The 25524-nt window shown below is 69.4% G+C and carries 27 protein-coding genes; 12 read left to right on the top strand and 15 right to left on the bottom strand.

Annotated elements, in window-relative coordinates:
- Window positions 1–206: 206 nt before the first annotated feature.
- Window positions 207–1757, top strand: coding sequence for a diguanylate cyclase (locus tag AC1DXK_RS14530; RefSeq protein ID WP_457105219.1), 1551 nt, complete (start codon window positions 207–209; stop codon window positions 1755–1757).
- Window positions 1758–1770: 13 nt separating this feature from the next.
- On the opposite strand, the gene AC1DXK_RS14525 is transcribed toward AC1DXK_RS14530, so the two are convergent.
- Window positions 1771–2610 carry an aldo/keto reductase gene (locus AC1DXK_RS14525; RefSeq protein ID WP_457105220.1) on the bottom strand — a complete coding sequence of 280 codons (840 nt, stop codon included), beginning with the start codon at window positions 2608–2610 and terminating at the stop codon, window positions 1771–1773.
- A gap of 288 nt (window positions 2611–2898) precedes the next feature.
- On the opposite strand from AC1DXK_RS14525, the gene AC1DXK_RS14520 reads away from it, so the two are divergent.
- The 3 genes from AC1DXK_RS14520 to AC1DXK_RS14510 are packed head-to-tail and all read left to right on the top strand — an operon-like array spanning window position 2899 to window position 4654.
- A complete protein-coding gene (locus AC1DXK_RS14520) occupies window positions 2899–3972 on the top strand; it encodes an adenylate/guanylate cyclase domain-containing protein (RefSeq protein WP_457105221.1) in 1074 nt (357 codons plus the stop codon).
- Window positions 3972–4175, top strand: coding sequence for a hypothetical protein (locus tag AC1DXK_RS14515; protein WP_457105222.1), 204 nt, complete (start codon window positions 3972–3974; stop codon window positions 4173–4175). Before AC1DXK_RS14520 ends, AC1DXK_RS14515 begins: the two co-directional genes overlap by 1 nt.
- On the top strand, window positions 4172–4654 hold the full coding sequence (locus AC1DXK_RS14510) for a YaiI/YqxD family protein (RefSeq protein ID WP_457105223.1): 483 nt from the start codon (window positions 4172–4174) through the stop codon (window positions 4652–4654). Before AC1DXK_RS14515 ends, AC1DXK_RS14510 begins: the two co-directional genes overlap by 4 nt.
- A 32-nt stretch (window positions 4655–4686) precedes the next feature.
- Here AC1DXK_RS14510 and AC1DXK_RS14505 read toward each other — a convergent pair whose 3' ends face one another.
- The 7 genes from AC1DXK_RS14505 to AC1DXK_RS14475 form a co-directional block, all read right to left on the bottom strand.
- Window positions 4687–4953: a BrnA antitoxin family protein gene (locus tag AC1DXK_RS14505; protein ID WP_457105224.1), complete on the bottom strand. Its 267-nt coding sequence runs from the start codon at window positions 4951–4953 to the stop codon at window positions 4687–4689.
- A gap of 6 nt (window positions 4954–4959) precedes the next feature.
- The gene (locus AC1DXK_RS14500) at window positions 4960–5313 is read right to left on the bottom strand and encodes a hypothetical protein (protein ID WP_457105225.1); all 354 of its coding nucleotides are present in this window, start codon (window positions 5311–5313) and stop codon (window positions 4960–4962) included.
- 293 nt (window positions 5314–5606) lie between these two features.
- Window positions 5607–6599: an energy transducer TonB family protein gene (locus AC1DXK_RS14495; RefSeq protein WP_457105226.1), complete on the bottom strand. Its 993-nt coding sequence runs from the start codon at window positions 6597–6599 to the stop codon at window positions 5607–5609.
- A 4-nt stretch (window positions 6600–6603) separates the two neighbouring features.
- Entirely contained in the window at window positions 6604–7077 is a 474-nt protein-coding gene (locus AC1DXK_RS14490) for an ExbD/TolR family protein (RefSeq protein WP_457105227.1), read from the bottom strand.
- Window positions 7078–7131: 54 nt separating this feature from the next.
- On the bottom strand, window positions 7132–7821 hold the full coding sequence (locus AC1DXK_RS14485) for a MotA/TolQ/ExbB proton channel family protein (protein ID WP_457105228.1): 690 nt from the start codon (window positions 7819–7821) through the stop codon (window positions 7132–7134).
- A gap of 131 nt (window positions 7822–7952) precedes the next feature.
- The gene (locus AC1DXK_RS14480; protein WP_457105229.1) at window positions 7953–8429 is read right to left on the bottom strand and encodes a Tat pathway signal protein; all 477 of its coding nucleotides are present in this window, start codon (window positions 8427–8429) and stop codon (window positions 7953–7955) included.
- A gap of 80 nt (window positions 8430–8509) precedes the next feature.
- Window positions 8510–9001, bottom strand: coding sequence for a hypothetical protein (locus AC1DXK_RS14475; protein ID WP_457105230.1), 492 nt, complete (start codon window positions 8999–9001; stop codon window positions 8510–8512).
- Window positions 9002–9410: 409 nt separating this feature from the next.
- Between AC1DXK_RS14475 and AC1DXK_RS14470 the strand changes: the two genes are divergently transcribed.
- Together AC1DXK_RS14470 and AC1DXK_RS14465 are read left to right on the top strand one after the other, a co-directional pair.
- Window positions 9411–9839, top strand: a complete 429-nt coding sequence (locus tag AC1DXK_RS14470) for an Hsp20 family protein (RefSeq protein ID WP_457105231.1) — start codon at window positions 9411–9413, stop codon at window positions 9837–9839.
- Window positions 9840–9934: 95 nt separating this feature from the next.
- Window positions 9935–10219, top strand: coding sequence for a BQ00720 family protein (locus AC1DXK_RS14465; protein WP_457105232.1), 285 nt, complete (start codon window positions 9935–9937; stop codon window positions 10217–10219).
- A gap of 129 nt (window positions 10220–10348) precedes the next feature.
- Here AC1DXK_RS14465 and AC1DXK_RS14460 read toward each other — a convergent pair whose 3' ends face one another.
- The gene (locus tag AC1DXK_RS14460) at window positions 10349–11116 is read right to left on the bottom strand and encodes an alpha/beta hydrolase (protein WP_457105233.1); all 768 of its coding nucleotides are present in this window, start codon (window positions 11114–11116) and stop codon (window positions 10349–10351) included.
- A gap of 143 nt (window positions 11117–11259) precedes the next feature.
- On the opposite strand from AC1DXK_RS14460, the gene AC1DXK_RS14455 reads away from it, so the two are divergent.
- From AC1DXK_RS14455 to AC1DXK_RS14445, 3 genes are all read left to right on the top strand, one after another.
- Entirely contained in the window at window positions 11260–12510 is a 1251-nt protein-coding gene (locus AC1DXK_RS14455) for a glycosyltransferase family 4 protein (RefSeq protein WP_457105234.1), read from the top strand.
- Between the two features lie 218 nt (window positions 12511–12728).
- Entirely contained in the window at window positions 12729–13250 is a 522-nt protein-coding gene (infC, locus tag AC1DXK_RS14450; protein WP_243908558.1) for a translation initiation factor IF-3, read from the top strand.
- A 100-nt stretch (window positions 13251–13350) separates the two neighbouring features.
- Window positions 13351–14136 carry a HesA/MoeB/ThiF family protein gene (locus AC1DXK_RS14445; protein ID WP_457105235.1) on the top strand — a complete coding sequence of 262 codons (786 nt, stop codon included), beginning with the start codon at window positions 13351–13353 and terminating at the stop codon, window positions 14134–14136.
- On the opposite strand, the gene AC1DXK_RS14440 is transcribed toward AC1DXK_RS14445, so the two are convergent.
- From AC1DXK_RS14440 to rpmI, 5 genes are all read right to left on the bottom strand, one after another.
- On the bottom strand, window positions 14125–15006 hold the full coding sequence (locus AC1DXK_RS14440; protein WP_457105236.1) for a DUF1186 domain-containing protein: 882 nt from the start codon (window positions 15004–15006) through the stop codon (window positions 14125–14127). The genes AC1DXK_RS14445 and AC1DXK_RS14440 overlap by 12 nt on opposite strands.
- An 8-nt stretch (window positions 15007–15014) precedes the next feature.
- A complete protein-coding gene (pheT, locus tag AC1DXK_RS14435; RefSeq protein ID WP_477298117.1) occupies window positions 15015–17435 on the bottom strand; it encodes a phenylalanine--tRNA ligase subunit beta in 2421 nt (806 codons plus the stop codon).
- A 99-nt stretch (window positions 17436–17534) separates the two neighbouring features.
- A complete protein-coding gene (gene pheS / locus AC1DXK_RS14430; protein ID WP_457105238.1) occupies window positions 17535–18617 on the bottom strand; it encodes a phenylalanine--tRNA ligase subunit alpha in 1083 nt (360 codons plus the stop codon).
- A gap of 163 nt (window positions 18618–18780) precedes the next feature.
- The gene (rplT, locus tag AC1DXK_RS14425; protein ID WP_043355811.1) at window positions 18781–19158 is read right to left on the bottom strand and encodes a 50S ribosomal protein L20; all 378 of its coding nucleotides are present in this window, start codon (window positions 19156–19158) and stop codon (window positions 18781–18783) included.
- Between the two features lie 51 nt (window positions 19159–19209).
- Window positions 19210–19413 (bottom strand): 50S ribosomal protein L35, encoded by a 204-nt coding sequence (rpmI, locus tag AC1DXK_RS14420; RefSeq protein WP_007561407.1) that lies wholly within the window; start codon window positions 19411–19413, stop codon window positions 19210–19212.
- Window positions 19414–19796: 383 nt separating this feature from the next.
- Here rpmI and AC1DXK_RS14415 point away from each other — a divergent pair, with 383 nt between their 5' ends.
- From AC1DXK_RS14415 to dapE, 3 genes are all read left to right on the top strand, one after another.
- Window positions 19797–20927 (top strand): glycosyltransferase family 4 protein, encoded by a 1131-nt coding sequence (locus AC1DXK_RS14415; RefSeq protein ID WP_457105239.1) that lies wholly within the window; start codon window positions 19797–19799, stop codon window positions 20925–20927.
- A 148-nt stretch (window positions 20928–21075) separates the two neighbouring features.
- Complete coding sequence (locus AC1DXK_RS14410) at window positions 21076–23421, top strand: amylo-alpha-1,6-glucosidase (protein ID WP_457105240.1); 2346 nt, start codon at window positions 21076–21078, stop codon at window positions 23419–23421.
- A gap of 80 nt (window positions 23422–23501) precedes the next feature.
- Complete coding sequence (gene dapE, locus AC1DXK_RS14405) at window positions 23502–24680, top strand: succinyl-diaminopimelate desuccinylase (protein ID WP_457105241.1); 1179 nt, start codon at window positions 23502–23504, stop codon at window positions 24678–24680.
- Here the strand turns inward: dapE and truA are convergent.
- A complete protein-coding gene (gene truA / locus AC1DXK_RS14400; protein WP_457105242.1) occupies window positions 24662–25423 on the bottom strand; it encodes a tRNA pseudouridine(38-40) synthase TruA in 762 nt (253 codons plus the stop codon). The two genes, dapE and truA, sit on opposite strands and share 19 nt — an antisense overlap.
- Window positions 25424–25524: the final 101 nt, after the last annotated feature.

The following is a 25524-nucleotide window of genomic DNA, read 5'->3' as shown; positions in this document are numbered from 1 at the left end:
CGGTTTGGGGCCGCCGGGAGCGGAAGCGCCGCTGCAGCCCTTCCTACTCATTTGATGGATGGCGCGACGGATATTGTTATCAGCACCGGTATAGTGCTTTTGAATTCGGCGAATAACCAATTTTTCAATATTCAGGGACGTAATATCGGCTTGATAGAAAGTCCGGCTGCCGCACCGGTGCGGCCGTCGGCAGCCCGATCGAGCCCATGGTCCTGCGCGCGACTGCCACAGCGATCCGAGCCCACCTCGCCGATCGCGCCTCGCGTCTGATCGCAGCCGGCGGCACGTGCCTGTTGCTCAGCCTGATCCTGCTCGGCGCCTACCTGTGCCTCGATCTGCGCGCCGTCGCTTGGCAGAATGCGCGGCGCAATACCGCGAATCTCCTAGCCGTCGTCGAAGAGAGCCTCGGCCACAGCCTCCGGACCTACGACCTGGCGCTGGAGAGTTCCGCGCGCCTTGCGAGCCGCCCGGACATCGCGACCCTGGATCCCGGCCTCAAGCGCTTGGCCCTGTTCGACAACACCAGCCCGGATTCCGGTCTCGGCGCGATCACCGTCACGGATGCGGCGGGCGACGTCCAAATGACGAGCGATCCCAACCAGCAGAAGCGGCCGAACCTAGGCACGCTGCCGGAATTCCAGATCCACCGCTCCGATCCCGATGCGGGCCTGATCCTGTCGGGGCCGACCGCCTCGCGTCTGACCGGGGAGCCGATCATCCGCATGACCCGGCGTATCTGGACGCTGGACGGCACCTTCGCGGGGATCGTGTCCGGGTCGATCGCTCTGGCGCATTTTCAGGCGCTGTTCGACCGGCTGCGCTTCGAGGACGGTCTCGCCCTGAACGTCTTTCATCGAGATGGGACACTCCTGATCCGCGCCCCGGCGCGCCCGGGCACGCTCGGTCAGAGCATCAGCGCGAGTGCAGGCTATCGGATCTACAGTACGCAGGCGCGCGGCGAGTTTCTGGGGCGCTCGTTCCTGGACGACGTCGAGCGGCTCTACAGCTTCGCCAACCTCGTCGATCTGCCGCTGATCGTGACCGTGGCCACGAACGTCGACCGCATTCGCGACGTCTGGATCTACAAGGCGGCGATCGTCGGCGTCCTGATCCTCTGCCTCTGCATCCTCACCTTCGGACTGACGATCCTGCTTCACCGGGAGATGGCGCGCCATGCCGCAACAGAGGCCTCCACCCGCGCCGCGAACGCCGCCCTCGCGGTGCTCGCCCGGACCGACGGCCTGACCGGCCTGCCGAACCGGCGCAGCTACGACGAGCACTTCGCCGCGGAGTGGAGGCGGGCCGCGCAACTCCGGACGCCGCTGGCCTTGATGATTGTCGACGCAGACCACTTCAAGCAATTCAACGACCGCTTCGGGCACCAGCGCGGCGACGAGGTTCTCAAGGCCGTGGCGGATTGCCTGCACAGGGCACTCGACGCCCAGGGCCTCAGCTTTCGGATCGGTGGTGAGGAATTCGTGGTGCTGCTGCCCGGTCTCGATGCGACGGCTGCGGTTATGACGGCCGAGCGTCTCCGCCGGGCGGTGGCCAATCTCCGGATCCCGCCTGCAGCCGATGTCGGGGGCCTCGCCACGGTGAGCATCGGGGTCGCCTGCGCCGATCCGGGCGCGGGACATCCCCCCGAGGCCCTGTTCGTCGCAGCCGACGCCGCCCTCTACGCGGCGAAGAAGGCTGGCCGCAACCGCGTGCGGGCCGCCCCCTCGGCCGACCCGATGACCCTGGCGCGGCGGGCCTGATCAGGCGGACGCCTCACAGCATGGGCAGGATGCGCGGCTGCGGGCCGCGCGGGAAATGGGCGTCGATCAGGGCGATCTCGGCCGTCCCGAGATGCAGATCTGCCGCTCCGGCATTCTCGACGGCCCGGTCCGGCCGGCCGGTCTTTGGGATCGTGAAGGTGCCCGGCAGACGGGTCAGGAAGGCGAGGGCCACGGCGTAGGGCGTGGTCGCGTGGGCCTGGGCGATGCCCTCCAGAACACGGCCTCCGGCGCTCGCGGGATCGGGGAAGTCACCGCTGCCGAAGGGCGAGTAGCCGACCATGGCGACGCCGTGCTTCTCGCACCAGGGCAGCACGGCATGTTCGATCGCCCGCTCGTTCAGGTGGTAGAGCACCTGATTGCAGGCGATCCGATCCGGCCCCGCGATGGCGAGGGCGCGGTCGAGGTTCGCGACGTCGAAATTGCTGACGCCCCAGGAGAGGATCTTGCCCGCCCGGCGCAGGTCCTCGAAACCACCGATCGTCTCCTCGAGGGGATGCTGTCCCGGCCAGTGCAGCAGGTAGCTGTCCAGTCGATCCGTCCGCAGGCGCCGGAGCGAGGCCTCGCATGCGCGCGCAACGCCGCGGCGCGTTGCGTTGCCCGGGACGACCTTCGAGACGAGGAAGACCTCCTCGCGGCAATCCGCGATGGCAGCGGCGACGATCGCTTCCGCATCGCCATACATCTCGGCCGTATCGATATGGGTCATGCCGGCATCGATTCCGGCCCGCAGCGCCCGGATCGCATCAGTCCGGTCCGAACTGTCGATGTGCCACGTGCCCTGGCCGATCACCGGGACCGGGACGCGCGTCGCTCCGAAGCTCCTGGCGTACATGGCAGCGCTCCCTCTTCGCTGTCGCAACGGTCGCTGGCGGCGATCCGGTCGGGTTCCGGGCGGCTTGCATGTCACGCTCGGCCGCGCCGCAACCCGGCACGCCTTACTCGCGCCATCTTGGGGCGTTGAGCAATGGGCGGCGGCTTTTCGCGGCGCTGAACTTTAGGCCGAAGCCTGAAAGCCTGCGGCGCGCCGCGCCTGGGCGTCCCCGCGCGGGGACGCTGCGCCGGGCCTCGGAAACCCGGTCCGGGGCGGGGTCCATCGGTTGGCCATGCTGGAGACGCGCCGATGCTGCCGGCCCACCGGATGTTCTGGGGTCTGATCCTGCTGGCGGCGGCCGGGGCGGGCCTCCTCTACAACATCATCTTCGCGGCCGGCGCATCGCCGCTCGCCGGGTTCACCTACGGCTTGTGCATGGGCGCCACGGTGCTGGCCTTCGACCGCGGGCTGATCCTGGCCGGCCTTCAGGCGCGGATCCGGCGGCTGCCGGCCTGGCTCTACGTTCCGGCCGCGGAACTCGCCTACGTGCTGATGATCATGGCGGGCAACGCCCTGGGCGGGCTAGTCGTGTGGGCCTTCGCCCTGACGCCGGACGATCTCACCTCGGCGACCCGGATGACCGCAAGGGTCCTCGCCTACGCCCTGGCCGTGTCGGGCCTGCTCGTCTTCGTGATCCGGATGCGCGACCTCGTCGGCGGCGAGGTGTTCGTGAATTTCATGATCGGCCGCTACCACAAGCCGGTGGCGGAGGAGCGCATCTTCCTGTTCCTCGACGTAGTCGGCTCGACCGCCTTCGCGGAGGCGCATGGTGACCTGCGCGCCCAGGAATATCTCGGCGCCGTGTTCGCGGCACTGGCCGAACCGGTCCGCCGCAACGGCGGCTCGGTGGACGATTACGTCGGCGACCTCGCCATGGTGACGTGGCCGATGGCGCGCGGGCTCAAGGACGCGCGCTGTGTCACTTGCCTGTTCGATGTGATCGACCGGATCGAGGCGGATTCCGGAGCCTGGACGGCCCGGTTCGGGACGGTCCCGCGTCTCCGCGCAGCCCTGCACGGCGGCTCGGTCGTCACGGCCGAAGTGGGCGTGGACCGGCACAAGATCGCGTATTTTGGCGATGCCGTGAACGTCACGTCGCGGATCGAGGCCCTGTGCCGGCCCCTCGGCGTCGGGATTCTGATCTCCCAGGATCTCCTCGGCCGATTGCCCCGTCTGCCCGCCGGGGTCCGGGCACGCTCACTCGGTGCCCATGCGCTCCGCGGGCGCGGCGCGCCACTGTCTGTGGCCACCCTCGAACGTGGTCCGGCCGAGAGCGCTCCAGTGGCGGATCTGGCGCCCCGGCGCGCCGCGGTCGCCCGCTGATGGCCGGGACCGATGGTGTAGGCGCCGGCATTCTGGTCGCCGCGAAGTTGGCGCTGCGTTTCGGGTTGCCGCTGCTGGGGCTCGTGGTCTTCGGCCGCGCCGTCGTGCTGTCGGTGGGGGGCGATATCGAGCGCTGGCAGTTCGGTCTGGGGGTGCTCCTGATCCTGGCGGGCTTCACGTCGAAGCTCGTGCCCCGGCCATGAGCGCCGGGCCGGCGGGACCGCCGATCTATCTCGATGCCGATGCCTGTCCGGTCAAGGACGAGACCTACCGGGTCGCCGCGCGGTACGGGCTAACCGTCCACGTCGTCGCCAACAGCGTGCTGAACCTGCCGCGCGAACCCTGGATCGAGCGCATCGTGGTCTGCTCGGAACTCGATGCCGCAGACGACTGGATCGCGGCGCGGGCCGGACCCGGGAGCATCGTACTCACCGCCGACGTGCCGCTGGCCGCCCGCTGCGTGAAGGCCGGCGCGACGGTCCTGGCCTTCACCGGCAAGCCGTTCAGCGAGTCATCGATTGGCCTCGCCCTCGCCACACGGGACCTGATGCAGTCGCTGCGAGAGGCCGGGACGATCACGGGCGGTCCGAAGCCGTTCTCCCGCGCCGACCGCTCGGCCTTCCTGTCGGCCCTCGATCGCGCCATCAACCGGATCCTGCGGGAACGGCCGAAACCGACCTGAGGCGCGATCGTGGTCGCCGACCTGTCGGTGGATCAGCCCTCGGTCGCTGGCACCAGCGCCTTGAGCGCCTCGTTGATGCGGTCCTGCCAGCCCGGCCCGTCCTTCTGGAAATGGGCCAGCACGGCGCTGTCGAGGCGCAGGCTCACGACCTCCCGCGAGCCCGGGATCGTCGCGGTGGGCCGTGCGACGGGCGGCGCCGGCGGCGGAGCGGCCGGCTTCGGTGTGGTGGCGGCCCGGAAAGCCGCCTCGGCCGTTGCGCGGGGATCGGTGAAGCGGCGGCGGTTGCGGTCGTCGGACATCGACCCCTAATCCTTCGCGGTCGTCTTCTTCGGTGCGGCCTTCTTCGCAGCACTCTTGGCGGTGCCCTTGGAGGCACTCTTGGAGGCGCCCTTGGCCGCCGCCTTGGCTTCCTTCTCGGCCGCCTTGGTCTGTGCGTCCGCGGCCTCCTTGGCGAGGCGGAGCGAACGCAGCTTCAGGGTTCGTTCGTCCACCGCCTTGATGGCCGCGTGATGCTCGGCCATCGCCTGGGCACCCTCGCGGGCCATGCGCTCCGCGCGTTCCGCGCGCTCGGCGCGGTTATCGGCACGCGTCTTGGCTTCCGCCTCCGCGTCGCGGGTGGCATTCACCTCGTCGAGGTCGTACTCGGTGTCGTCGCTCATCCTGTCCCTTTCAGCCCGGCTCAGAAGTCCCAACCCTGCGCATCCTGCCTGGGACGGGGACTGAGCGGGTCCGGCCTGTTCGAGGGGAGGGGGATAGGCCGGATGGTCGGCCATTCTGCGCAGTCACGGGACGCGCATGAAGTGCCAGTTCACCGAGGCTTTAGCATGCCCGGCGCGCCAATGGCGAATCGTGATCGCGGGCCGGGACTGACGACCCACACTATTCGTATCCGGCGTGAGACTGTGCCGGCCAGATGGGAGGTCAGTCGAGACTGACGGGTGGCTGCCCTCGCTCACCGGACTCGGAAGTTGAGCGGAATGGAGACGGACAGACTCGACTGCGTCACCCCGGGCGGCGCCGCCGGCAGGCTGCCGCGCACCGCCGCGAGGGCGGCGCTGTCGATCTGGCCGACGCCGCTGGAGCGGGCCACACCCGCGCCCGTGACCTGACCCGAGCGCATCACGGTAAAGCGGACCACGGCCGTTCCACCGCTGGTGCCGGCGGCGGCGTTCGCGTTCATCCGGCCATGGATCGCCGCGCTGATCGCGCCCTGCCATTGACGCATGGCGCCGGGATCGCTGCCTGCGGCTGCCCGACCGGCGTTGTTCTGGCGGGAGGCCGAGGCCGAACTGCGCTCGGCGCCCTGCTGGGCTTTGGCCTCGCGAGCCTTGGCCTCCCGGGCCGCCTTGGCCTTCGCCTCCCGGATCTCCTCGAGGCGCTCCTGCCGCGCCTCCTCGCGCTTCTGCTCTCGGAGCTTCTCCTCGCGGATCTTGCGCAGCTTGGCCTCCCGCTCGGCCTTGAGCTTGGCCGGGTCCGGTGCCGGCTTCGGCGGCTCCTCAGTCTTGGCGACCTCGGCGGGCGGCGGAGCCTGGGGCTCCGCGGCTTCGGAGGTGGAGGTGATGACCTGGCTCTGCGCCTCGACCGGCTGGGCCTCCGGTGGTGCCTCGACTGCCTGGGTCTCTTCCGGCTTCACCTCGGTCATCTGCGGGGGCGGCGGCTGGACGGCCTCGTCCGGTGGGGCGTCCACCGGCTTGGTCTCCGGAGGCGCCTCCTGGCTCATCTGCTGCTCTGCCGGCGCTTCGGTCGCCGCGTCGGTCATGAGCGGCGCCAGATCGACGGTGATCTGCTGCTCGCCCGTGGGCGCGGGGGGCGCGAGCCGCAGGACCATCACCGCAGCCAGCACGGCGGCGTGCAGGGTCAGGGCGACCAGGAAGGCGGCGACCAGCCCGGACGGCCGATGCTCGCCGAGACCGGCCGGCAGATCCGTCGACGTGGAGATGTTCATCGGATCAGCGTGCGGTCCCTGCGGGGGCGGCGGGCGATGCCGACGGGGCGCCGCCGGGCGACTGGGCGATCAGCGACACCTTGGTGAAGCCAGCCTGACCGACTAGGCCCATCACCTCCATCACCTTGCCGTAGGGGACGTCGCGGTCGCCGCGCACGAGGATCACCTGATCCTTGTCGGCGGCCGCCATCTCGCGCAGGCGCGGCACGATGCTGTCCATCGTGAACACCTCCTTGGCGATGGACGGGTTGCCGTCCTTGTCGACCGTCACCTCGGCGGGCTTCTTCGACTGCGCGACCTTGGGTGCTGCAGTCTTCGGCAACTGTACCGGTACGCCGGTCGTCATCAGGGGCGCCGCCACCATGAAGATGATCAGCAGGACGAGCATCACGTCGACCATCGGCGTGACGTTGATCTCGGACATCGGCATGTCGTCGAAGTCGTCGTCGTCGCTCGTGCGAAGGGATCCCATCGCCATGGGGCGTCTCCGGTACCGTTGCGTTGGGCTCTGTGCGGGCTGGCGCCGGCGGCTCTACTCGGCGGCGGCGCGGTGTGCGCCGGCTCGGTCGCGGGCGAGGCGGTTGCCCAGTACCGAGATGTAGGAGGCGAAGGTGCTCTGGATGCCGCCCACGTCGCTCGAGAGCTTGTTGTAGGCCATCACCGCCGGGATCGCGACGACGAGGCCGATCGCGGTCGCGAACAGCGCCTCGGCGATGCCGGGCGCCACCACGGCGAGGGACGTGTCCTGGCTCCGGGCGATCGACGAAAACGAATTCATGATGCCCCAGACGGTGCCGAACAACCCGACGAACGGGGCCGTGGAGCCCGACGTCGCGAGTAGCGACAGGCCGGTGCGCAGGCGCTTCACCTCGAGGGTGAGAGCGCCCTTCATCGCCCGCTCGATCCGTTCGCGGCGCTCCGCCCGCGTTTCGGAGGAATCCTGGTCGCGCCAGGCGTCGATGGCGGCCTTGACCACGTGGCCCGCGATGCCGCGGTGCTCGCCGTCGAGGCTTCCGCCGGAGCGCACGAGCGTGGCGAACGCCTTGGCCTGGCGCCGCGCCGCGGCGAGCCGGATGACCTTCTCGAACACCACCGTCCAGCAGGCGATCGAGGCGATCACCAGCAGGATCATCACACCCTTCACAATCGGGTCGGCCTGCAGGAACAGGCCGAGGAACGAGAAGTCGTGCGCCGCCTCGATCGGGGCTTGTGTCGGGTCCATCGCGGGCTCCTGGCGTCCTGGTCTGGTGCGGCCCTGCGCCGCCGTCGTGTTGTGTGCGGTGAAAGCCGCAGGCCGCCCGGCGGCCGTCGCCGCCGGGCGGTTTGGTTTCGTCGACCGTCAGATCGTCCGCATCAGCGGTCGAACTGGATGCCGGCCTTGCTCTCCGTCTCGGTCCGCTCCAGGCAGCCCTCCCGGGCCGCGTCGCCGCCGTCACAGGCCAGCACGTCGTTCAGGAGCACGCGCCCGACCTTGTTGCAGGCGATCCCGGGGAAATCGAAGATCTTCACGGTGGTCTTGCGCGGCGGAAGCGGCCCGAGTTCGACCGCCACACGCTTCTGCGCGACGCCCTCCGTATCGAAGGCGAAGAGGTCGACCTTGTAGGACTTCAGGCCGGTCCCCTTGGCGTTGTCGATCACCATGGTGATCCGGCAGGCCTCGCCGGCGGTCTCGAGCTTGTTGAGCTGGAGCTTGAGCGGCGCGGCCTTCTCGGACGCGTCCTGCGCAAGGGCCGATACGACCAAGAGTGCGGAGAGTGCGAAACAGGCCGCCGTGTCGAGGGCGACACGCCCGATCCGCCGGCGGTAGAGGGGAGCACGCAGGGCAAGCACCGTACCAGAGTCCTCTTCGACTTCGAGCCGGCCGACGACACCTGCCGCCCCGGCCAGTGTGATGGATCGCCGGCGGCCGATCAGTGCAGCACGGCGCGCGCGGGGCATTGGCTCGGCGCGAGGCGCCGGGCCGCCGCGTCGAGCGGACCGACTGCCGCCCGGACCGCCGCCACGAGGCGCGGCGCCGCGTCCTGCCCGGTGATCTCGGCCGCGGCCGTCTCGAGATCCGTCCAGAGACGCTGCCGTCCCCGGTTGATCAGGTTCACCAGCGCGCATTCATGGCCGGTCACCCGGCAGCAGCTCGCCGGCATGAACGACCAGTCGCCATCGCGTTCCGCCCGCAGGGCGCGGACGATCGCGACCATGCAGGCCACGAACTGGCACCCCTCCGCGGGGCCGAGCAACTGTTCGGCGCCGTCGAAGGCGGCGTTCCAACAGGCGACGTCGCTCGTCATGTATCCGGCCGCCACGAAACGGGCCACCGACAACGCCAGGATGTCGGCCTCGTCGCCGCACACCTCGGCGACGCGTCGGGTCGCCGCGTGGTCCGACAGGGTCAAGGGCGCGCTCATGGACTGCGGTGCCTCGCGTCGCAGGAAGGATGGCGTCGGACCGACCGTTTCGGTCGGGGCATCGCCTGTCGCGGCAGTATCCACGCCCGCGGCCGGGATCAAGGCCCGGGGAGAAAATCAGAGCAGTTCCAAATTGTTAGAGGAAAGCGTGGCCGTTGCGGTCATTGCCTGACACTCCCGGTTATATTTGCCGAAACGTCCTGGATGTCCGCGATCGGTCGTGGCCGCATGACACCGGCGCCCGCCCTTGATGGCCCCGGTGGGCTCGGCCATATCTATCGGTTGCCGGCGGCGTCTCGTCCGGCGGAGCGCTGCCCACGGTGGGCTCCCTGTCGACGAGGTGCTCAGGCATCCCGGGGGCGCGGCACGTCCCGGGGTCGGAGGCCTCGCTTTGTGGATGACGGCCGCGATGACGCGAACCTCGCCCTTCGGGCACCCGTTCCTGCTCGGCTTCGACGAGATCGAGCAGGCCCTCGACCGGGTCTCCAAAGCCGCCAACGACGGCTACCCGCCCTACAACATCGAGCGTCTGCCCCGCACCGACAGCGAGCCTGAGCGCCTGCGCATTACGCTCGCGGTGGCCGGGTTCACCCGCGATCAGCTGGACGTGATGCTCGAGGAGAGCCAGCTCGTCGTCCGGGGCCGGCAGGTCGACGAGCGCGAGCGCCACTTCCTCCACCGCGGCATCGCGGCGCGCCAATTCCAGCGGACGTTCCTGCTCGCCGACGGCATGGAGGTTCTCGGGGCGGACCTCGCACACGGCCTGCTGTCGATCGACCTTGTGCGGCCGGAGCCGGACCGCATCGTGCGCAAGATCGATATCGGTGCGCGGGGCTGACCAATTGATTGGGAGGCCGGGCTCCCCACATCAGTGTGGAGCCGCCGGTGCCTTCTGGATCGGCGGCAGACGCTCTGCCACCCTAGGAGGGCTTGATGTTCGCTTCCAATCCGTCTCCCTTGACCCCTGCCGATCTCGACCCGGCTGATTTCCAGCCGGCCGATCTGGCGGCACTCGGTGAGGGCCACATCGCCTATGTCCGGCCGATACGGTCCGACGAGGTGCATCGCTTCTTCCCGCAGGCCCCCGATCTGTCGCCCGGCCTCGACCTGTTCGCCCTGCTCTCGGCAAGCGGCGCGCCGATCATGCTCGCCGATTCCCGCGACGTCGTGCTGGCCAACGCCTTCGCGCACGATCTCCAGCCGGTGAGCCTGCACTGAACGGCCCGCCTCGATCGTCCGGTCAACGGGATCCGCGGACGCGGATCCCGGCGACGCGGGCTTTCATCCTCACGCAGCAAAGATCCGGGCGGACGCCGCGTCGGCGCATCTGAGCCCCAGCGGCGCCGGTCAGGCGATGGTGTCCACCGCGTCCACGAGCCGCGCGATATCCTGCGGTCGCGACAGGCGATGGTCGCCATCTGCGATGAGGGTCAGGACGGTGCCTTCGGCTGGAAGCCGGCCGAGGATCTTCAGCGCATGGGTGTAGGGGACATCGGTGTCCCGCATCCCTTGCAGGATATGAACCGGACAGCCCGGCTCGACCGGTCCGCCCAGCATGCAGTGCTGCCGGCCATCGTCGATGAGCGCCCGGGTGATCGGAGTCGGTTCCGGCGCGTACTCGCTGGGTTTCCGGAGGACGCCGTCGCGAAGGAGCATGGCCCGGGCAGCCTCGCTGAGACGGTTCCAGATCAGCTCTTCGGTGAAATCCAGGGCCGGCGCGATGAGCACGAGCCCCGCGGTCGTCTGCCCCCGGGCGGCCCGGTCGCGGGCGACCAGGCAGGCGATCCAGCCGCCCATCGACGAGCCGACGAGGATCGGCGCCGTCCCGGCATAGGCGTCGAGAACTGCCCGCGCGTCTTCCAGCCACCAGGAGATGGTGCAATCCGTGAACGTGCCCTCCGAGGCGCCATGCGCCGTATAGTCGAACCGGACGAGTCCGCGGCCTGTCTCGGACGCCCAGGCGTCCAGGGCGGTCGCCTTCGTGGCGGTCATGTCCGAGCGGAAGCCGCCGAGCCAGACGACCGGAGGACCGGCGCCGTCGCGCACCCGAACGGCGATGCGCCGGGCGGCGTCGTCCGTCCCGACGGTGAGGAATTCGGGGGTCGTGTCCATCATCGTCCGCTCCGATATCCCTCTCCGCGAGTGGAAGAAGTCCGGCCCTGAACGGTACGGCTTCAACCTCCGTTTACCAGACCGTAAAGCGCACCGGCGATGCTGGATCAATGGCAGCGAGCATTTGGCAGATACCGGCCGGGGGCATGCGTGTCCTCGCCGAAGGACCACGGACGAGCGACGTGTCCCACGCTCTGTCGGGCTTTCCGGCGGAGATCGGCGCCCTGGCGGGCGCGCGCATCCTGCAGATCATCCCCGAACTCGAAGCGGGCGGCGCCGAGCGCACAACGGTCGACGTGGCCGGTGCCCTCGCGGCCGTCGGCGCACGCGCGCTCGTCGCGACGGAAGGCGGGCGACTCGTCGGGGAGTTGCAGGCCAAGGGCGGCCACTGGCACCGCTTCCCAGCGGCCTCGAAGAATCCGGCGCGGATGGCCGTGAACGTGCTGCGGCTGATGGCGCTCTGCCGCCGCGAGGGCGTGCAGATCATTCATGCCCGCTCGCGCGCCCCCGCCTGGGTCGCCCTCGGCGCGGCCCGCCGCCTCGGGATCCCGTTCGTGACCACCTATCACGGCAGCTATTCCGGCCGCTCCAACGTGAAGGTGCTGTACAATTCGGTGATGGCCCGCGGCGACGTCGTGATCGCGAACTCGCATTACACCGCCGACCTGATCCACCGGCTGCACGCCGAGCAGGCGGGCGACCGGGTCCGGGTCATCCATCGCGGCACGGACCTCACCGTGTTCAATCCCGTGGCGGTCGGGGCGGCCCGGGTCGAGGCCCTGCGCCGGAGCTGGGCCGTAGCCCCGCACGAGCGCGTGATCCTGCTGGCGGCGCGCCTCACCGCCTGGAAGGGCCATCGCGTCCTGATCGAGGCCGCCGCGCAGATGCGCGACCGCGGCGTCCCCGACCTCGCCGTCGTGCTGGCGGGGGATCCCCAGGGCCGCGTATCCTACGAGCGCGAACTCGACGCGCTGATCGCCGCGCGGGGGCTCGGCGGCATCGTCCGCCGAGTCGGGCATTGCACTGACATGCCGGCCGCCTTCCGGGGCGCCTCCGTCGTGGCCGTTCCGTCCGTGGAACCGGAGGCGTTCGGGCGCTCGGCCGTGGAGGCGCAGGCGCTCGGCACGCCCGTCGTGGTGTCCGACCTCGGGGCCGTGCCGGAAACGGTGCTCGCCCCGCCGCAGGTATCCGGGAGCCAGCGCACCGGATGGCACGTGCCGGCCGGAGACGCGGCCGCACTCGCCGCCGCGCTCACCGAAGCCCTGTCCCTCGGCGCCAGCGCCCGCGACGCCCTCGGCCGCCGGAGCCGCGCCCATGTCGAGGCGCACTTTTCCCTCGAGCGGATGGTCGGCGACACGCTGGCGGTCTATGCAGGGTTGCTCGGTCGGTCCCAGTGAGCGGCCCGGGATTTCCGAGTTCGGTCTCCGCACGCGGCCGCCGATTATTTTCGGCCGCGCCGGGCTAGCCCGTTGACTCTGGCCGTGGTTCCACCAACGTAGTAAGTCCGGATGAGACCGGAGCGGCTGGCGGTCAGGTGGTCCTTCCGGGGATCGTCCGTTCCGCCGATTCGCCGTTGCAGCAGGAGACTGAAGCCATTCGTAGACCGATGAGAGCCATGCCGGCCCCGCAGAAGGACGGGCCGCGCGCGAACCGCGACATTCGCGGTGTGCGGGAAGTGCAGCTGATCGACGATACCGGGCAGAACCGCGGCGTCGTCCCCTTCTTCGACGCCCTCACTCTTGCTGAGGAAGCCGGTCTCGATCTCGTGGAGATCGCGCCGAATTCCGTGCCGCCCGTCTGCAAGCTGCTCGATTACGGGCGCTTCCGCTTCAACGAGCAGAAGAAGCAGAACGAGGCCCGCAAGCGGCAGAAGACGGTCGAGGTGAAGGAGATCAAGCTCCGCCCCGGCATCGACAAGCACGATTACGACACGAAGATGAAGTCGGTGCACCGCTTCTTCGAGGAGGGCGACAAGGTCAAGGTGACCCTGCGCTTCCGCGGTCGTGAGATGGCTCACCAGGACATCGGCTTGCGCCTCCTAGAGCGCGTGAAGAGCGAGACCGCGGAGATCGCCAAGGTCGAGAGCGAGCCCATGCTCGAAGGCCGCCAGATGATCATGATCCTCGCGCCGCGCTGACGGCAGGATCTTCGGATTTCGGACCCGCGCCGCCTCCTCACCGGGGCGGCGTTTTCATGTTGGCGCTTCCGATAAGCGTCGCCGCGGATTATGGGCAGCCATGGCCCTCGCCCCCGACGAGATCGAACGCTACGCCCGCCACCTCGTCCTCGCCGAGGTGGGCGGACCGGGTCAGGCCCGGATCAAGGCCGCGCGGATCCTGGTCGTCGGGGCAGGGGGGCTTGGTGCGCCGCTCATCCAGTATCTGGCGGCAGCTGGAATCGGCACGATCGGCCTCGTCGACGACGACACCGTCTCCCTGTCCAATCTCCAGCGCCAGGTCATCCACGGCACGCCGGATCTCGGCCGGCCGAAGGTCGAGAGCGCCGCCGACGCGGTGGCGCGCCTCAACCCGCACGTGGCGGTGATCCGGCATCCGTTCCGGATCGATCCCGACAACGCGGTCGATCTCATCGGCGGCTACGACGTCGTCGCCGACGGGTCCGACAACTTCGCCACGCGCTACGCGGTGTCCGACGCCTGCTTCCACGCGCGGCGGCCTCTGGTGACGGCAGCGCTCGGCCGCTTCGACGGCACGTTGACCACGATCCGCGCGCACGAAGCGTCGCCCGACGGGACTCCGAACCCGACCTATCGCTGCCTCTTCCCGAACCCGCCGCCCGCCGGCAGCGTGCCCGCCTGCGCGGAGGCCGGAATCCTGGGGGCCTTGGCCGGCGTGATGGGCTCGCTGATGGCCCTGGAGGTGATCCGCGCCGTGGCGGGCTTCGGAGAGCCCCTGGTCGGACGCCTGCTAATGGTCGATGCCCGCGCCATGCGGTTCGAGACGTTGCGCTACGGGTGGGATCCCGAGAATCCGCTCAGCGGCACCGGCGCCTCAGCCGCCTAGCGGGACCGGCGGCATCCAGGGGCCTTCGGCCTCCACCTTGCCGAGGCAGCATTTCTTGAACTTCTTGCCCGAGCCGCAGGGACAGGGATCGTTGCGGCCGACATCCTTGAACGGATTGCGCTGCGGCTCACCGGCCCCTTCCTCGGTCCAGTCGAGGGCCTCGACCGGATCGTCGAGGTAGCCGTACTGGTACGGTCCGAGGCGATCCCGGTCGTCAGGCTTCGCCTCTGCCTTGCGCAGCGTTTCCTTGAACCAGTCGGCGTCGCTCACCTCGTCGGTGAGGCGGCCATCGGCGCGGGCCGCGGCCGCCCGAGGGGCCAGATCCCGGAAGCCCAGATGCGCAATCGTCTCCTCCCAACCGACCCAGACCGGCGCCTCCTCGACGGCGGCCTGCGCATCGTCGAACCGGACCAGCAGGTCGTGCATCGCAGCCCGGTCGATCCGGCCTTCCAGGGTCAGGAAGGTGCAGGCGCTGAGCAGGGCCATGCGGGCGAAATCGTCGACGGTGCTGTCGAGGATGAGCCGGAACAGCGGCTGCGGATCGCCGTCGAACAGGCTCGCCAGAACCTTGGCGAGGGTCGCGGTCAAGGCATCGCCGATGACGGCGTCGAGGGTCTCCTCATCCTGCCGGAGCAGCCTGAGGAGCGGCGCCAGGGCGCGGGTGTCCCGGGCATGCGCCAGGACGTGCAGGCCCCAGAACAGGAGATTTGCCTCATCGGGCGCGAGTTCGCGCCCGTCCGCGGCCGCCTCGAGCAGCGGCAGGGTTGCCTCGGCCACGGCGGCGGGATGCTGAAGCGCCTCCCGCAGCGCCGCCTTCGGCCGGTACTCGGCCGCCGCGAGATCCGCGATAAGTAGGGCGATCCGGTCCATGGCGTTCCTCAGGTCCGGAGGGTCGCGCCCGTCCGGCGGGAGACCTCGGCGACGATCCGGGCGCTCACGGCCTCGATCTCAGCGTCGGTCAGGGTCCGCTCCACCGGCTGAAGGCGCACGGCGATCGCCACCGACTTGGAGCCCTCGGGCACGCCGGGTCCCTCGTAGAGGTCGAACACGTCGACCCCGGTGACGAGCTTGCGCTCGGCATTCTGGGCGGCCTTCACGAGGTCGCCCGCCGGCACGTCGCGGCCGACCACGAAGGCGAAGTCCCGGGACAGGGGCTGGAATTCCGAGAGCGCCAGTGTCGGCTTGGCCTTGGTCGGCTTGTGCTTGGGCAGCGGGAGGGCGTCGAGCACGATCTCGAAGGCCACGAGGTTGCCCTTGAGATCGAGGGCCTGCAGCGTCCGCGGATGCACCTCGCCGAACCAGCCGATCTCGGTCTTCGGGCCGAAGCGCAGGGTGCCGGAGCGGCCGGGATGCAGCCAGGACGGGCCACCCGCCGTGATCTGGAGGCCGCCCGTCGGCACACCGAGGCTGCCGAGCAGGGCCAGGGCATCGGCCTTGGCATCGAAGGCATCCACGGTCTGGCCTGCACCATCCCAGTGCCGTCCTGCGCCGGCCAGGGTCGCGCCTCCGCGGCGGACCGCTGCCGCACGGATGCTCTGGCCCTCCGGCTCGTCCGAGGCGAAGCACTGGCCGACCTCGAACAGGGCTGCGTCCGGATAGCCGCGGTCGGCATTGCGCTGGGCCGCGCGCAGGAGGCCCGGCAGCAGGCTCGGCCGCATGTCCGACAGCTCCGAGGCGATGGGGTTGGCCAGGACGAGATCGGCGCCGCCGCCGCCGAACAGCTCGGCATCCGCGTGCGGGACGAAGGACCACGTCACCGCCTCCATCAGGCCCCGGCTGGCCAGCGCCCGCTTCGCGGTCCGGGTGCGCTTCTGCATCACCGTGAGGAGAGGCCGGCCGATCCCGGCGAGCCGGGGCAGCGGCTTGGCCTCGATCCGATCCAGACCGGCGATGCGAACCACCTCCTCGACGAGGTCGGCCTTGCCTTCGACGTCGGGCCGCCAGGACGGCGTCAGAACCTTCACCCGGTCCCCGGTGCCCGAGACGTGGAAGCCCAACGTCTCCAGGATCAGCTTCATCTCGATGCGAGGCACCTCGATGCCGGCGAGGCGACGGACCTCGGTCCAGGGGAAGTCGATGATGTGCTCCGAATCCGGCGGCTCACCGGCGATCCGCGCCTGGGTCGGCGTGCCGCCGCAGAGATCCACCACCAGACGGGACGCGAGGTCGAGGCCCGGGAGCGTGAAGGCCGGATCGACGCCGCGCTCGAACCGGTATCGCGCATCGGTGATGATGCCGAGGCGACGGCCCGACTGGGCGATGTTGGCCGGGTCCCAGAGCGCCGATTCGATCAGGACGTCCGTCGTACCGGCGTCGCAACCGGAGTGCTGGCCGCCCATGATGCCGGCGATGGATTCCACGCCGTTCCGGTCGGCGATCACCACGGTCTCGTCGGTGAGCGCGTGGGTGCGCCCATCGAGGGCGAGGAGGCTCTCGCCGCTCTGCGCCCGCCGCACGGTAAGCGGTCCCGAGACCTTCGCCGCATCGAAGACGTGCAGCGGTCGGCCGCGGTCGAAGGTGACGTAGTTGGTGATGTCCACCAGGGCGTTGATCGGGCGCAGGCCGATCGCCCGCAGCCGGGCCTGCATCCAGGCCGGCGACGGGCCGTTCCTGACCCCTCGCACCAGCCGCACGGCGAACAGCGGGGCGAGATGACGGTCGTCCGGCGCGAAGGCCAGCTCGACCTCGACGGGACAGGCGCCTTCGCCGCGCACACCCGGCAGGGTCTCGCGCTTGAGTGTGCCGATGCCGGCGGCGGCGAGGTCGCGGGCGATGCCGTGGACGGAGGTGCAGTCCGGGCGATTCGGCGTGAGGTTGATCTCGATCACCGGATCGTCGAGCCCGGCATAGAGCGCGTAGGGCTGCCCGATCGGCGCGTCGGTCGGCAGTTCCATGATGCCGTCATGGTCGTCGCCGAGGCCGAGTTCCGCGCCCGAGCAGAGCATGCCGCGGCTCTCGACGCCGCGGATCGTGCCCACGGACAGGGTGATGGCCTTGCCCGGGACGTAGGTGCCCGGCGGTGCGAAGACCGAAACGAGGTCGGCCCGGGCATTCGGCGCGCCGCAGACCACCTGCACCGGCTCGCCGGCGCCGGTATCGACGGTGCAGACCCGCAGGCGGTCGGCGTTGGGATGCTGCTCGGCCGTAAGGATGCGGGCGATAACGTAGGGCTTGAGCGCGGCGGCCTTGTCGTCGACGCCCTCCACCTCCAGGCCGATCCGCGTCAGCGTATCGGCGATGGTGTCGAGGCTGGCCTCGGTGTCGAGGTGATCCTTGAGCCAGGAGAGGGTGAATTTCATGATGGACCTTCGAGAGCCTGACGTCGGCTCGACCGTCGGAGGAACAGGATCACGGGGCCTTCATCGGAGCCGGACGGCGGCGGCGAGGGCGTAGGCGGCTCAGCCGGACAGGCCGCCCACCAAGCTCGGCACGTCGAGCGGTCGGAAGCCGTAATGGTCGAGCCAGCGGACGTCGGCCTCGAAGAACGGCCGGAGGTCGGGCATGCCGTATTTCAGCATGGCGATCCGGTCGATGCCGACGCCGAAGGCGAAGCCCTGGACGGCGTCCGGATCGAGGCCGCAATTGCGCAGCACGTTCGGGTGCACCATCCCGCAGCCGAGGATCTCCAGCCAGTCGTCGCCCTCGCCGAAGCGGATCTCGCCGCCCTTGCGCGAGCACTGGATGTCGACCTCCGCGGAGGGCTCGGTGAAGGGGAAGAAGGACGGGCGGAAGCGCATCTTGACGCCTTCCACCTCGAAGAACGCCTTGCAGAACTCCTCCAGCACCCATTTCAGGTTGGCGATGTTGGCGGCCTTGTCGATCACCAACCCTTCGACTTGGTGGAACATCGGCGTGTGTGTCTGATCGGAATCGTGCCGGTAGGTCCGGCCCGGGATGATCACTCGGATCGGCGGCGTCTGAGACCGCATCGTCCGCACCTGAACCGGCGACGTGTGAGTGCGCAGCACCTTGCGCTTCCCGTCCTTGTCGGGCGCCAGGAAGAACGTGTCGTGCATCTCACGGGCCGGATGGCCGGGCGGAAAGTTGAGGGCGGTGAAGTTCAACTCGTCCGTCTCGATGTCCGGACCCTCGGCGACCGAGAAGCCCATATCGGCGAAGATCGCGGTGATCTCGTCGATCACCTGGGAGATCGGGTGGATCCGGCCACGCACCTCCGGCGCCTCGCGGACCGGCAGGGTCACGTCCACCCGTTCGGAGGCGAGGCGGGCCTCCAGGGCAGCCTCGGCGAGGGCGGTCTTGCGGGCCGTGACGGCGCCCTGGACCCTGTCGCGCAGGCCGTTGATGAGCGGGCCGCGTTCCTTGCGCTCCTCGGGCGTCATGGAGCCGAGGGTCTTCAGCAAATCCGAGACGCTGCCCTTCTTGCCGAGCGCGGCGACGCGGACCGCGTCGAGGGCCGCCTCGTCGGATGCCGCGCCCACCTGGGCCAGGAGATCGCGTTCGAGGGTGTCGAGATCGGTCATCGCTGTCTTCGAACAGGGTTGGCTGAGTCGGCCGTCGCGGCCGTGCTCTGGCGCGTTGTGCGCCCGGGCGCAAGCGCGGGACCAAGCCCACGACCGCGCAAACGACGAAGGCGCGGCTCCCCCGGGGAACCGCGCCTTCCGTACGTCTCGCTTCAGGCCTGGATCAGGCGGCCTTGGCGGTGGTCTGCGGTAGCGCGGCCTTCGCCTTCTCGACGACGGCGGCAAAGCTCGCCGGCTCGTGGATCGCCAGCTCGGACAGGGCCTTGCGGTCGACGACGATGCCGGATTTCGCGAGACCGTCGATGAAGCGCGAATAGGTCAGTCCGTGCTCGCGGACCGCCGCGTTGAGGCGCTGGATCCAGAGGGCGCGGAACGTGCGCTTCTTGTTCTTGCGGTCGCGGTAGGCATACTGCATGCCCTTCTCGACCGCCTGCTTGGCGATCCGGATCGTATTCTTGCGCCGGCCGTAATAGCCCTTGGCGGCCTTCAGAACTTTCTTGTGCTTCGCGTGACTGGTCACGCCGCGCTTGACGCGGGCCATCGGTTATCTCCTGGATTCGACGAAAGACAGTGGCAACGGGTGTCGAAGGACTTACCGCGCGTTCGGCAGGAAGTACTTCTTCACGTTGGCGGCATCGCCCTCGAACAGGGTCGTGGTGCCGCGCAGGTTGCGGATCTGCTTGGTCGTCCGCTTGATCATCCCGTGGCGCTTGCCGGCCTGGGCGTACATCACCTTGCCGGTGCCGGTGATCTTGAAGCGCTTCTTCGCGCCCGATTTCGTCTTCAACTTGGGCATTTGGCTCTCCGTTGCGCGAAAGTCCCGCAGGCCGACCCGCGAGGGTCGGTTCAGGTTCGCGCGCTGATGCTTCTGGTGGAGCAGCACGAGCCGCCACGGCAGCCCTATCGGCCGGGCGGTTCGACGCGGGGCGGCTTATGACAGAAAGCTGACGCGACGGCAACGTCCATGCCGCTGCCGGCGCCCCAGCCTTGCGGCGGCGCCGAGCCCGGAGCGGCACCCTCTGAGTCGGAGGAATTCGGGGACAGCTTGCGCGGTGCACAAAACGGTGAGCGACAGCGGGGGGCCAGGAACCATAACCTTGGCCGTCCGTTTCATTCATGTCCCGCTCAGGCCGGCAGGGGTAGACCCCCCGTCAAAATCGGCCAACCAGGAGACACTTCGTGCGCATTGCCCAGATCGCTCCGTTGTCGGAGGCCGTCCCTCCGAAGTTCTACGGCGGCACCGAGCGCGTCGTCAGCTGGATTACAGAAGAACTCGTCCGCCAGGGTCATGAAGTCACGCTCTTCGCCAGCGGAGACTCCGAGACGACTGCCAAGCTCGCGGCCTGCACGCCGGAGGGCCTGCGCTTGCTCGGCTACCGGGATCACACCGCCAGCCACTTGGCGATGCTCCATCAGGTGCACCGCCGCGCGCACGAATTCGACATCCTTCACTTCCACATCGACCTGCTTCAGTACCCGATGTTCGAGGATCTGAACCACAAGTGCATCACCACGATGCACGGTCGCCTCGACGTGCCGGATTTCATGCCGGTCTATCGCACCTTCACGGGCATGCCGCTGGTCTCGATCTCCGACAACCAGCGCCTGCCGATGCCGTCGACCTCTAACTGGCTGGCGACGATCCATCATGGCCTGCCGGCCGAGAACTGCCCGTACTTCCCGGAGGCCAAGGGCGGCTACCTCGCCTTCCTCGGCCGGATCTCGCCCGAGAAGCGGCCCGACCGTGCGATCGAGATGGCGATCCGGTCCGGTACGCCGCTGAAGATCGCCGCGAAGGTCGACAAGGCCGACCAGGATTACTGGGACGAGGTCATCGAGCCGATGACCCACCACCCGCTGATTGAGTACATCGGCGAGATCAACGAGGAGCAGAAGAAGGATTTCCTCGGCAACGCGCTCGCACTCGCCTTCCCGATCGACTGGCCGGAGCCCTTCGGCCTCGTGATGATCGAGGCGATGTCGGCCGGAACGCCGGTGATCGCCTTCCGCAACGGCTCCGTGCCGGAGGTCATCAAGGATGGCGTCGGCGGCGTGCTCTGCACCACGATGGACGACGCCGTCGCCGCGGTCGCCCAGGTCAAGGCCATGAGCCGCGCCGGTGTCCGCCGCCACTTCGAGAGCCAGTTCACTGCCGAGTGCATGGTCAAGAAGTACGTCGCCGCCTACCAGGACCTGCTGGCCCGGGGCGCGGACGTGATCAAGCTGCCGACCTCCGGCTTCAAGCCGCAATATGGTGAGGTGAATGGCTCCGCCCGGCCGGCGATTCCGGTCGCCGCGATGCCGGCTTGAAACCCGGCACCGGGCTTGCGAGGCGGGACCGGGTCGGCCTAGCGTCTTAAAGGCGACTCATCCGTAGGGTGAACAAGGGCTGCTGCATCGCAAGGATGCGGCAGCCCTCTCGATTCGTACCTCTCTCTTGCACCTGGAGATGCCCTGCATGGCGGCGGACAACACGGCAGCGGCCCACGATGCGAAGGCCCGGACCGCGGCGAGCGCCGGAAGCGTGGCGCACGGCTTCCAGGACGCGGACGACGTGCTCCCGACCTATCACATCGAGGCCCAGACCTCCCTGGTCGAACGTCCTCTGCGCGCCCTGAAATTCGGCGAAGCCTTCGGGGTCCTCGATTCCTACGGCGACATCGGTGTCCAGCCCGGTCCCGAGGGCCTCTATTTCCAGGACACGCGCTACCTCTCGCGCCTGGAACTGACCGTGGAAGGCCAGCGCCCGCTGATGCTCTCCTCGGTGATGCAAGATGACAACGGTGCGCTCAGCGTCGACATGACGACGCCCGACATCCGCCTCGACGCGCATGACGAGACGGCGATCCCCCGCGAGACGATCGCGATCGAGCGCACCAAATTCCTGTTCCGCGGCACCTGCTACGATAGGATCGGCCTGCGCTCCTTCGATTCGAAGCATCGCCGCCTGCGCATCGCCGTGACCTTCGACGCCGACTTCCGCGACCTGTTCGAGGTGCGCGGCACGGATCGGCCGCAGCGCGGCAAGCGTGGGGTCCTCGTGGCGAGCGACCGGGAAGTCCAGTTCCGCTATGTCGGCCTCGACGAGATCGTGCGGACCACGGCCCTGCATTTCGGGCCGACCCCGGACCTGATCGAGCCGGGCCGCGTCGCCTTCGACGTGTCGCTGCCTCCGGGCGGCCGCGCGTCGCTGTTCATCCGCGTCGCCTTCGAGGCGCATCGCGCCTTCACCAAGCCGCCCGGCGACACGATGGTCGGCGAGGATGCGGCCGCCAAGCTGACCCTCGCGGCCAATGTCGGGGGGGCGCGCCGCGAGTCGAAGGACCTCGGTGAAGGGATGATCTTCGCCCGCGCCTACCGCGACGCGCGGCGCGATCTGCGGGCGCTGACCGCTGGCATCACCACGATCATCTCGTCGAACGATCAGTTCAACGAGGGCCTGTGCCGCGCCACCGCCGACCTCTACATGCTGGCGAGCCGCACCCCGGAGGGCATCTACCCGTTCGCCGGCATCCCCTGGTACTCCACGGTGTTCGGCCGGGACGGCATCATCACGGCGTTGATGGCCCTGTGGATCGATCCGAAATTCGCCCGCGGCGTGCTGCGCTACCTCGCCGCGACGCAGGCCAAGGCGGTCGACCCGGCGGCCGACGCACAGCCCGGGAAGGTCCTGCACGAGACCCGCCGCGGCGAGATGGCGATGCTCGGAGAGGTGCCGTTCCGCCACTATTACGGAACGATCGACGGCACGCCGCTCTTTGTGATGCTCGCCTGGGAGTATTATGCGGTCACCGGAGATCTGGAGACTGTCCGGGCGATCTGGCCGGCGCTGGAACTCGCCCTCGAATGGATGGACCGCTACGGCGACCGCGACGGCGACGGCTTCGTGGAATACGCCCGCGATACCGACAAGGGGCTGGAGAACCAGGGCTGGAAGGACAGCCACGATTCGATCTTCCATGCCGACGGCCAGCTCGCCAAGGGTCCGATCGCCCTCTGCGAGGTGCAGGGTTACGTCTACGCGGCCAAGCACGGCATGGCGAAGCTCGCCGCCCTCCTCGGGCACGATCCGATGGCCGAGCGCCTGACCCAGGAGGCGGCGCGCCTGCGCGAGCGGTTCGACGCGGCCTTCTGGAACGAGGAGATCGGCACCTACGCGCTCGCCCTCGACGGCGCGAAGAAGCAGTGCGCGGTGCGCTCGTCCAATGCCGGCCATGCCCTGTTCACCGGCATCGCCAAGCCCGAGCGGGCGTCGCGTGTCGCCGAGACGCTGCTGGGCAAGGACGGATTCAACGGCTGGGGGGTGCGGACCATCGCCAAGGGCGAGGCGCGCTACAATCCGATGTCCTACCACAACGGCTCGATCTGGCCGCACGACAACGCGCTGATCGCGATGGGTCTGGCGCGCTACGACCGCAAACACGAGGCCGCGCGCATCTTCCAGGGGATGTTCGACACCTCGCTCTACCAGGACCAGAAGCGGCTCCCGGAGCTGTTCTGCGGCTTCATGCGTCGCAAGCAGCGCGGGCCGGTCTCGTACCCGGTGGCCTGCAGTCCGCAGGCCTGGGCGGCGGCGGCGCCGTTCGCGTTCCTCGCGGCCTGCCTCGGCCTCGAGCTCGACCACAACCGCAACCGCGTCCGCCTGAAGAACCCGATCCTGCCGTCCTTCCTCGACGGCGTGACCCTCTACAACGTCAGGCTCGGCGGCTCGCGCCTAGACATCCGCTTCCAGCGCTACGACGACGACGTCACGGTCTCTGTGCTGCGCCGACACGGCGACGTGCAACTGGTGGTGACCAAGTAGGGCACCGCGCGGGGCTCCCGGGACGGCCCGCTTCGGGGTAAGCGGGCCGTGCGGCGCGTCACGCCGCCGAGGACGGGTTCATGCCGGCTGATCATCACGCTCCCGACGCGGCCCTGCGCCTCGCACAGGACCTGATCCGCTGTCCCTCCGTCACCCCGGAAGATCGCGGCGCCCTCGACGTGGTCGCCGACGTACTCCGGGCCGCCGGCTTCACCGTCGAGCGCCCGGTCTTCTCGGAGCCCGGCTATCCCGATACGCCGAATCTCTACGCGCGCGTCGGGCACGCAAGCCCATGCCTGGTCTTTGCCGGACACACCGACGTCGTGCCGGAGGGCGACGGCACCTGGCAGCACGGCCCGTTCGATGGCGCGGTCGCCGACGGGAAGCTCTACGGCCGGGGCGCCGCCGACATGAAGGGCGGGATCGCCTGCATGCTGGCCGCGACGCTTTCCTTCCTGGAGCGGCGAGACGCCGACGTCCCAGGCTCCATCGCCTTCCTGATCACCGGCGACGAGGAAGGGCCGGCGGTGAACGGCACCGTGAAACTGCTCGCCTGGGCGCGGGCACGGGGCGAGCGGTTCGACCATTGCGTGCTCGGGGAGCCGACCAATCCGGGCCGGCTCGGCGAGATGATCAAGATCGGCCGGCGCGGCTCGCTCACCGGCAAGCTGACGGTTCTCGGCCGTCAGGGCCACGTCGCCTATCCCCACAAGGCCGAGAACCCGATCCCGGGCCTGCTGCGCCTCGCCTCGGCACTGATCGCCGAGCCGCTGGACGGCGGGACCTCGCATTTCGATGCGTCGAACCTGGAATTCACCACGATCGACGTGGGCAACCCCGCCACCAACGTGATCCCGGCGACCGCGCGGGCGACGTTCAACGTGCGCTTCAACGATGACTGGACCGCGGAGAGCCTGGGTGCCGAGATCCGCCGGCGCCTGGAACTGGCAGCCGGAAACGCCGTGCGCTTCAGCCTCGACCTTCAGCCGTCGAACGCCCCGGCCTTCCTCACCCAGCCGGACGCCTTCGTCGATCTCGTGTCCGAGGCGATCCGGGCGGAGACCGGCCTGACACCCACGCTCTCGACCACGGGCGGCACGTCGGATGCCCGCTTCATCAAGGATGCCTGCCCGGTGATCGAGTTCGGCCTCGTCGGCGAAACCATGCATCAGGTCGACGAGTGCGTGGCGGTCGCCGATCTGGAGCGGTTGACGGCGATCTACGGGCGGGTGCTGGAGGCCTATTTCACGGGCTCGTAATCCACGCCCACGAAGGTCAGTCCCGCCGCCGGAGCCAGCGGTCCGCACCGGCGCTTCTCGCCCGAGGCGAGGATGTCGGCCACGTCGTCCGCCGAGAGGCGCCCGCAGCCCGCGAGCATCAGGGTCCCTACCATCGCCCGCACCTGATGGTGCAGGAAGGAGCGCGCCGAGGTCGCCACCACGATCTCGTCGTGCAGCGCCATCCGGGCACGGGTCACGTCGAGCTGCTCCAGCGTCCGCACCGGGCTGTTCGCTTGGCATTCGGCGGCCCGGAAGGCCGAGAAGTCATGGTGTCCGACGAGGTGCTGGGCGGCGGCGTGCATCAAATCCGCATCCAGAGGCCAGGGCACGTGCCAGACATGAGCCCGCGTCAGCGCCGCCGGGCTGCGCCGGTTGAGGATGCGGTAGCGGTAGTGCCGCCGGATGGCCGAGTGGCGGGCGTCGAAACTCTCCCGCACGATCTCGGCGGAGAGGATCGCCACCGGCTGCGGCCGCAGGTGGGCGTTCAGGGCGTCTCGAACCGTGTCGGTCCGCCAGTCCCTGGAAAGATCGAGATGGGCCACCTGATGGATGGCGTGTACGCCGGCATCGGTGCGGCCGGCGCAGGTGAGCCGCGCATCCTCTCCGGAGAAGCGCGTGACCGCCGCCTCGATCGCGCCCTGGACCGTCGGTTCGTCGGCCTGCCGCTGCCAGCCGCAGAATGGGCCGCCGTCGTATTCGATGACGAGCTTGTAGCGGGGCATCAGCCGAGGCGGGCGCCGGCCGTCAGGCGGGCGCCGCGGACGAACTCGGCGCCGCTCGCGCTGCCGCCCTTGCCGGCGCGGCGCAGCTCAGTCAGCCGCAC

Source organism: Methylobacterium sp. P3_A11, assembly GCF_056403155.1.
The sequence above is the reverse complement of the archived record's forward strand: the minus strand, read 5'-3'. Positions and strand labels throughout refer to the sequence as shown.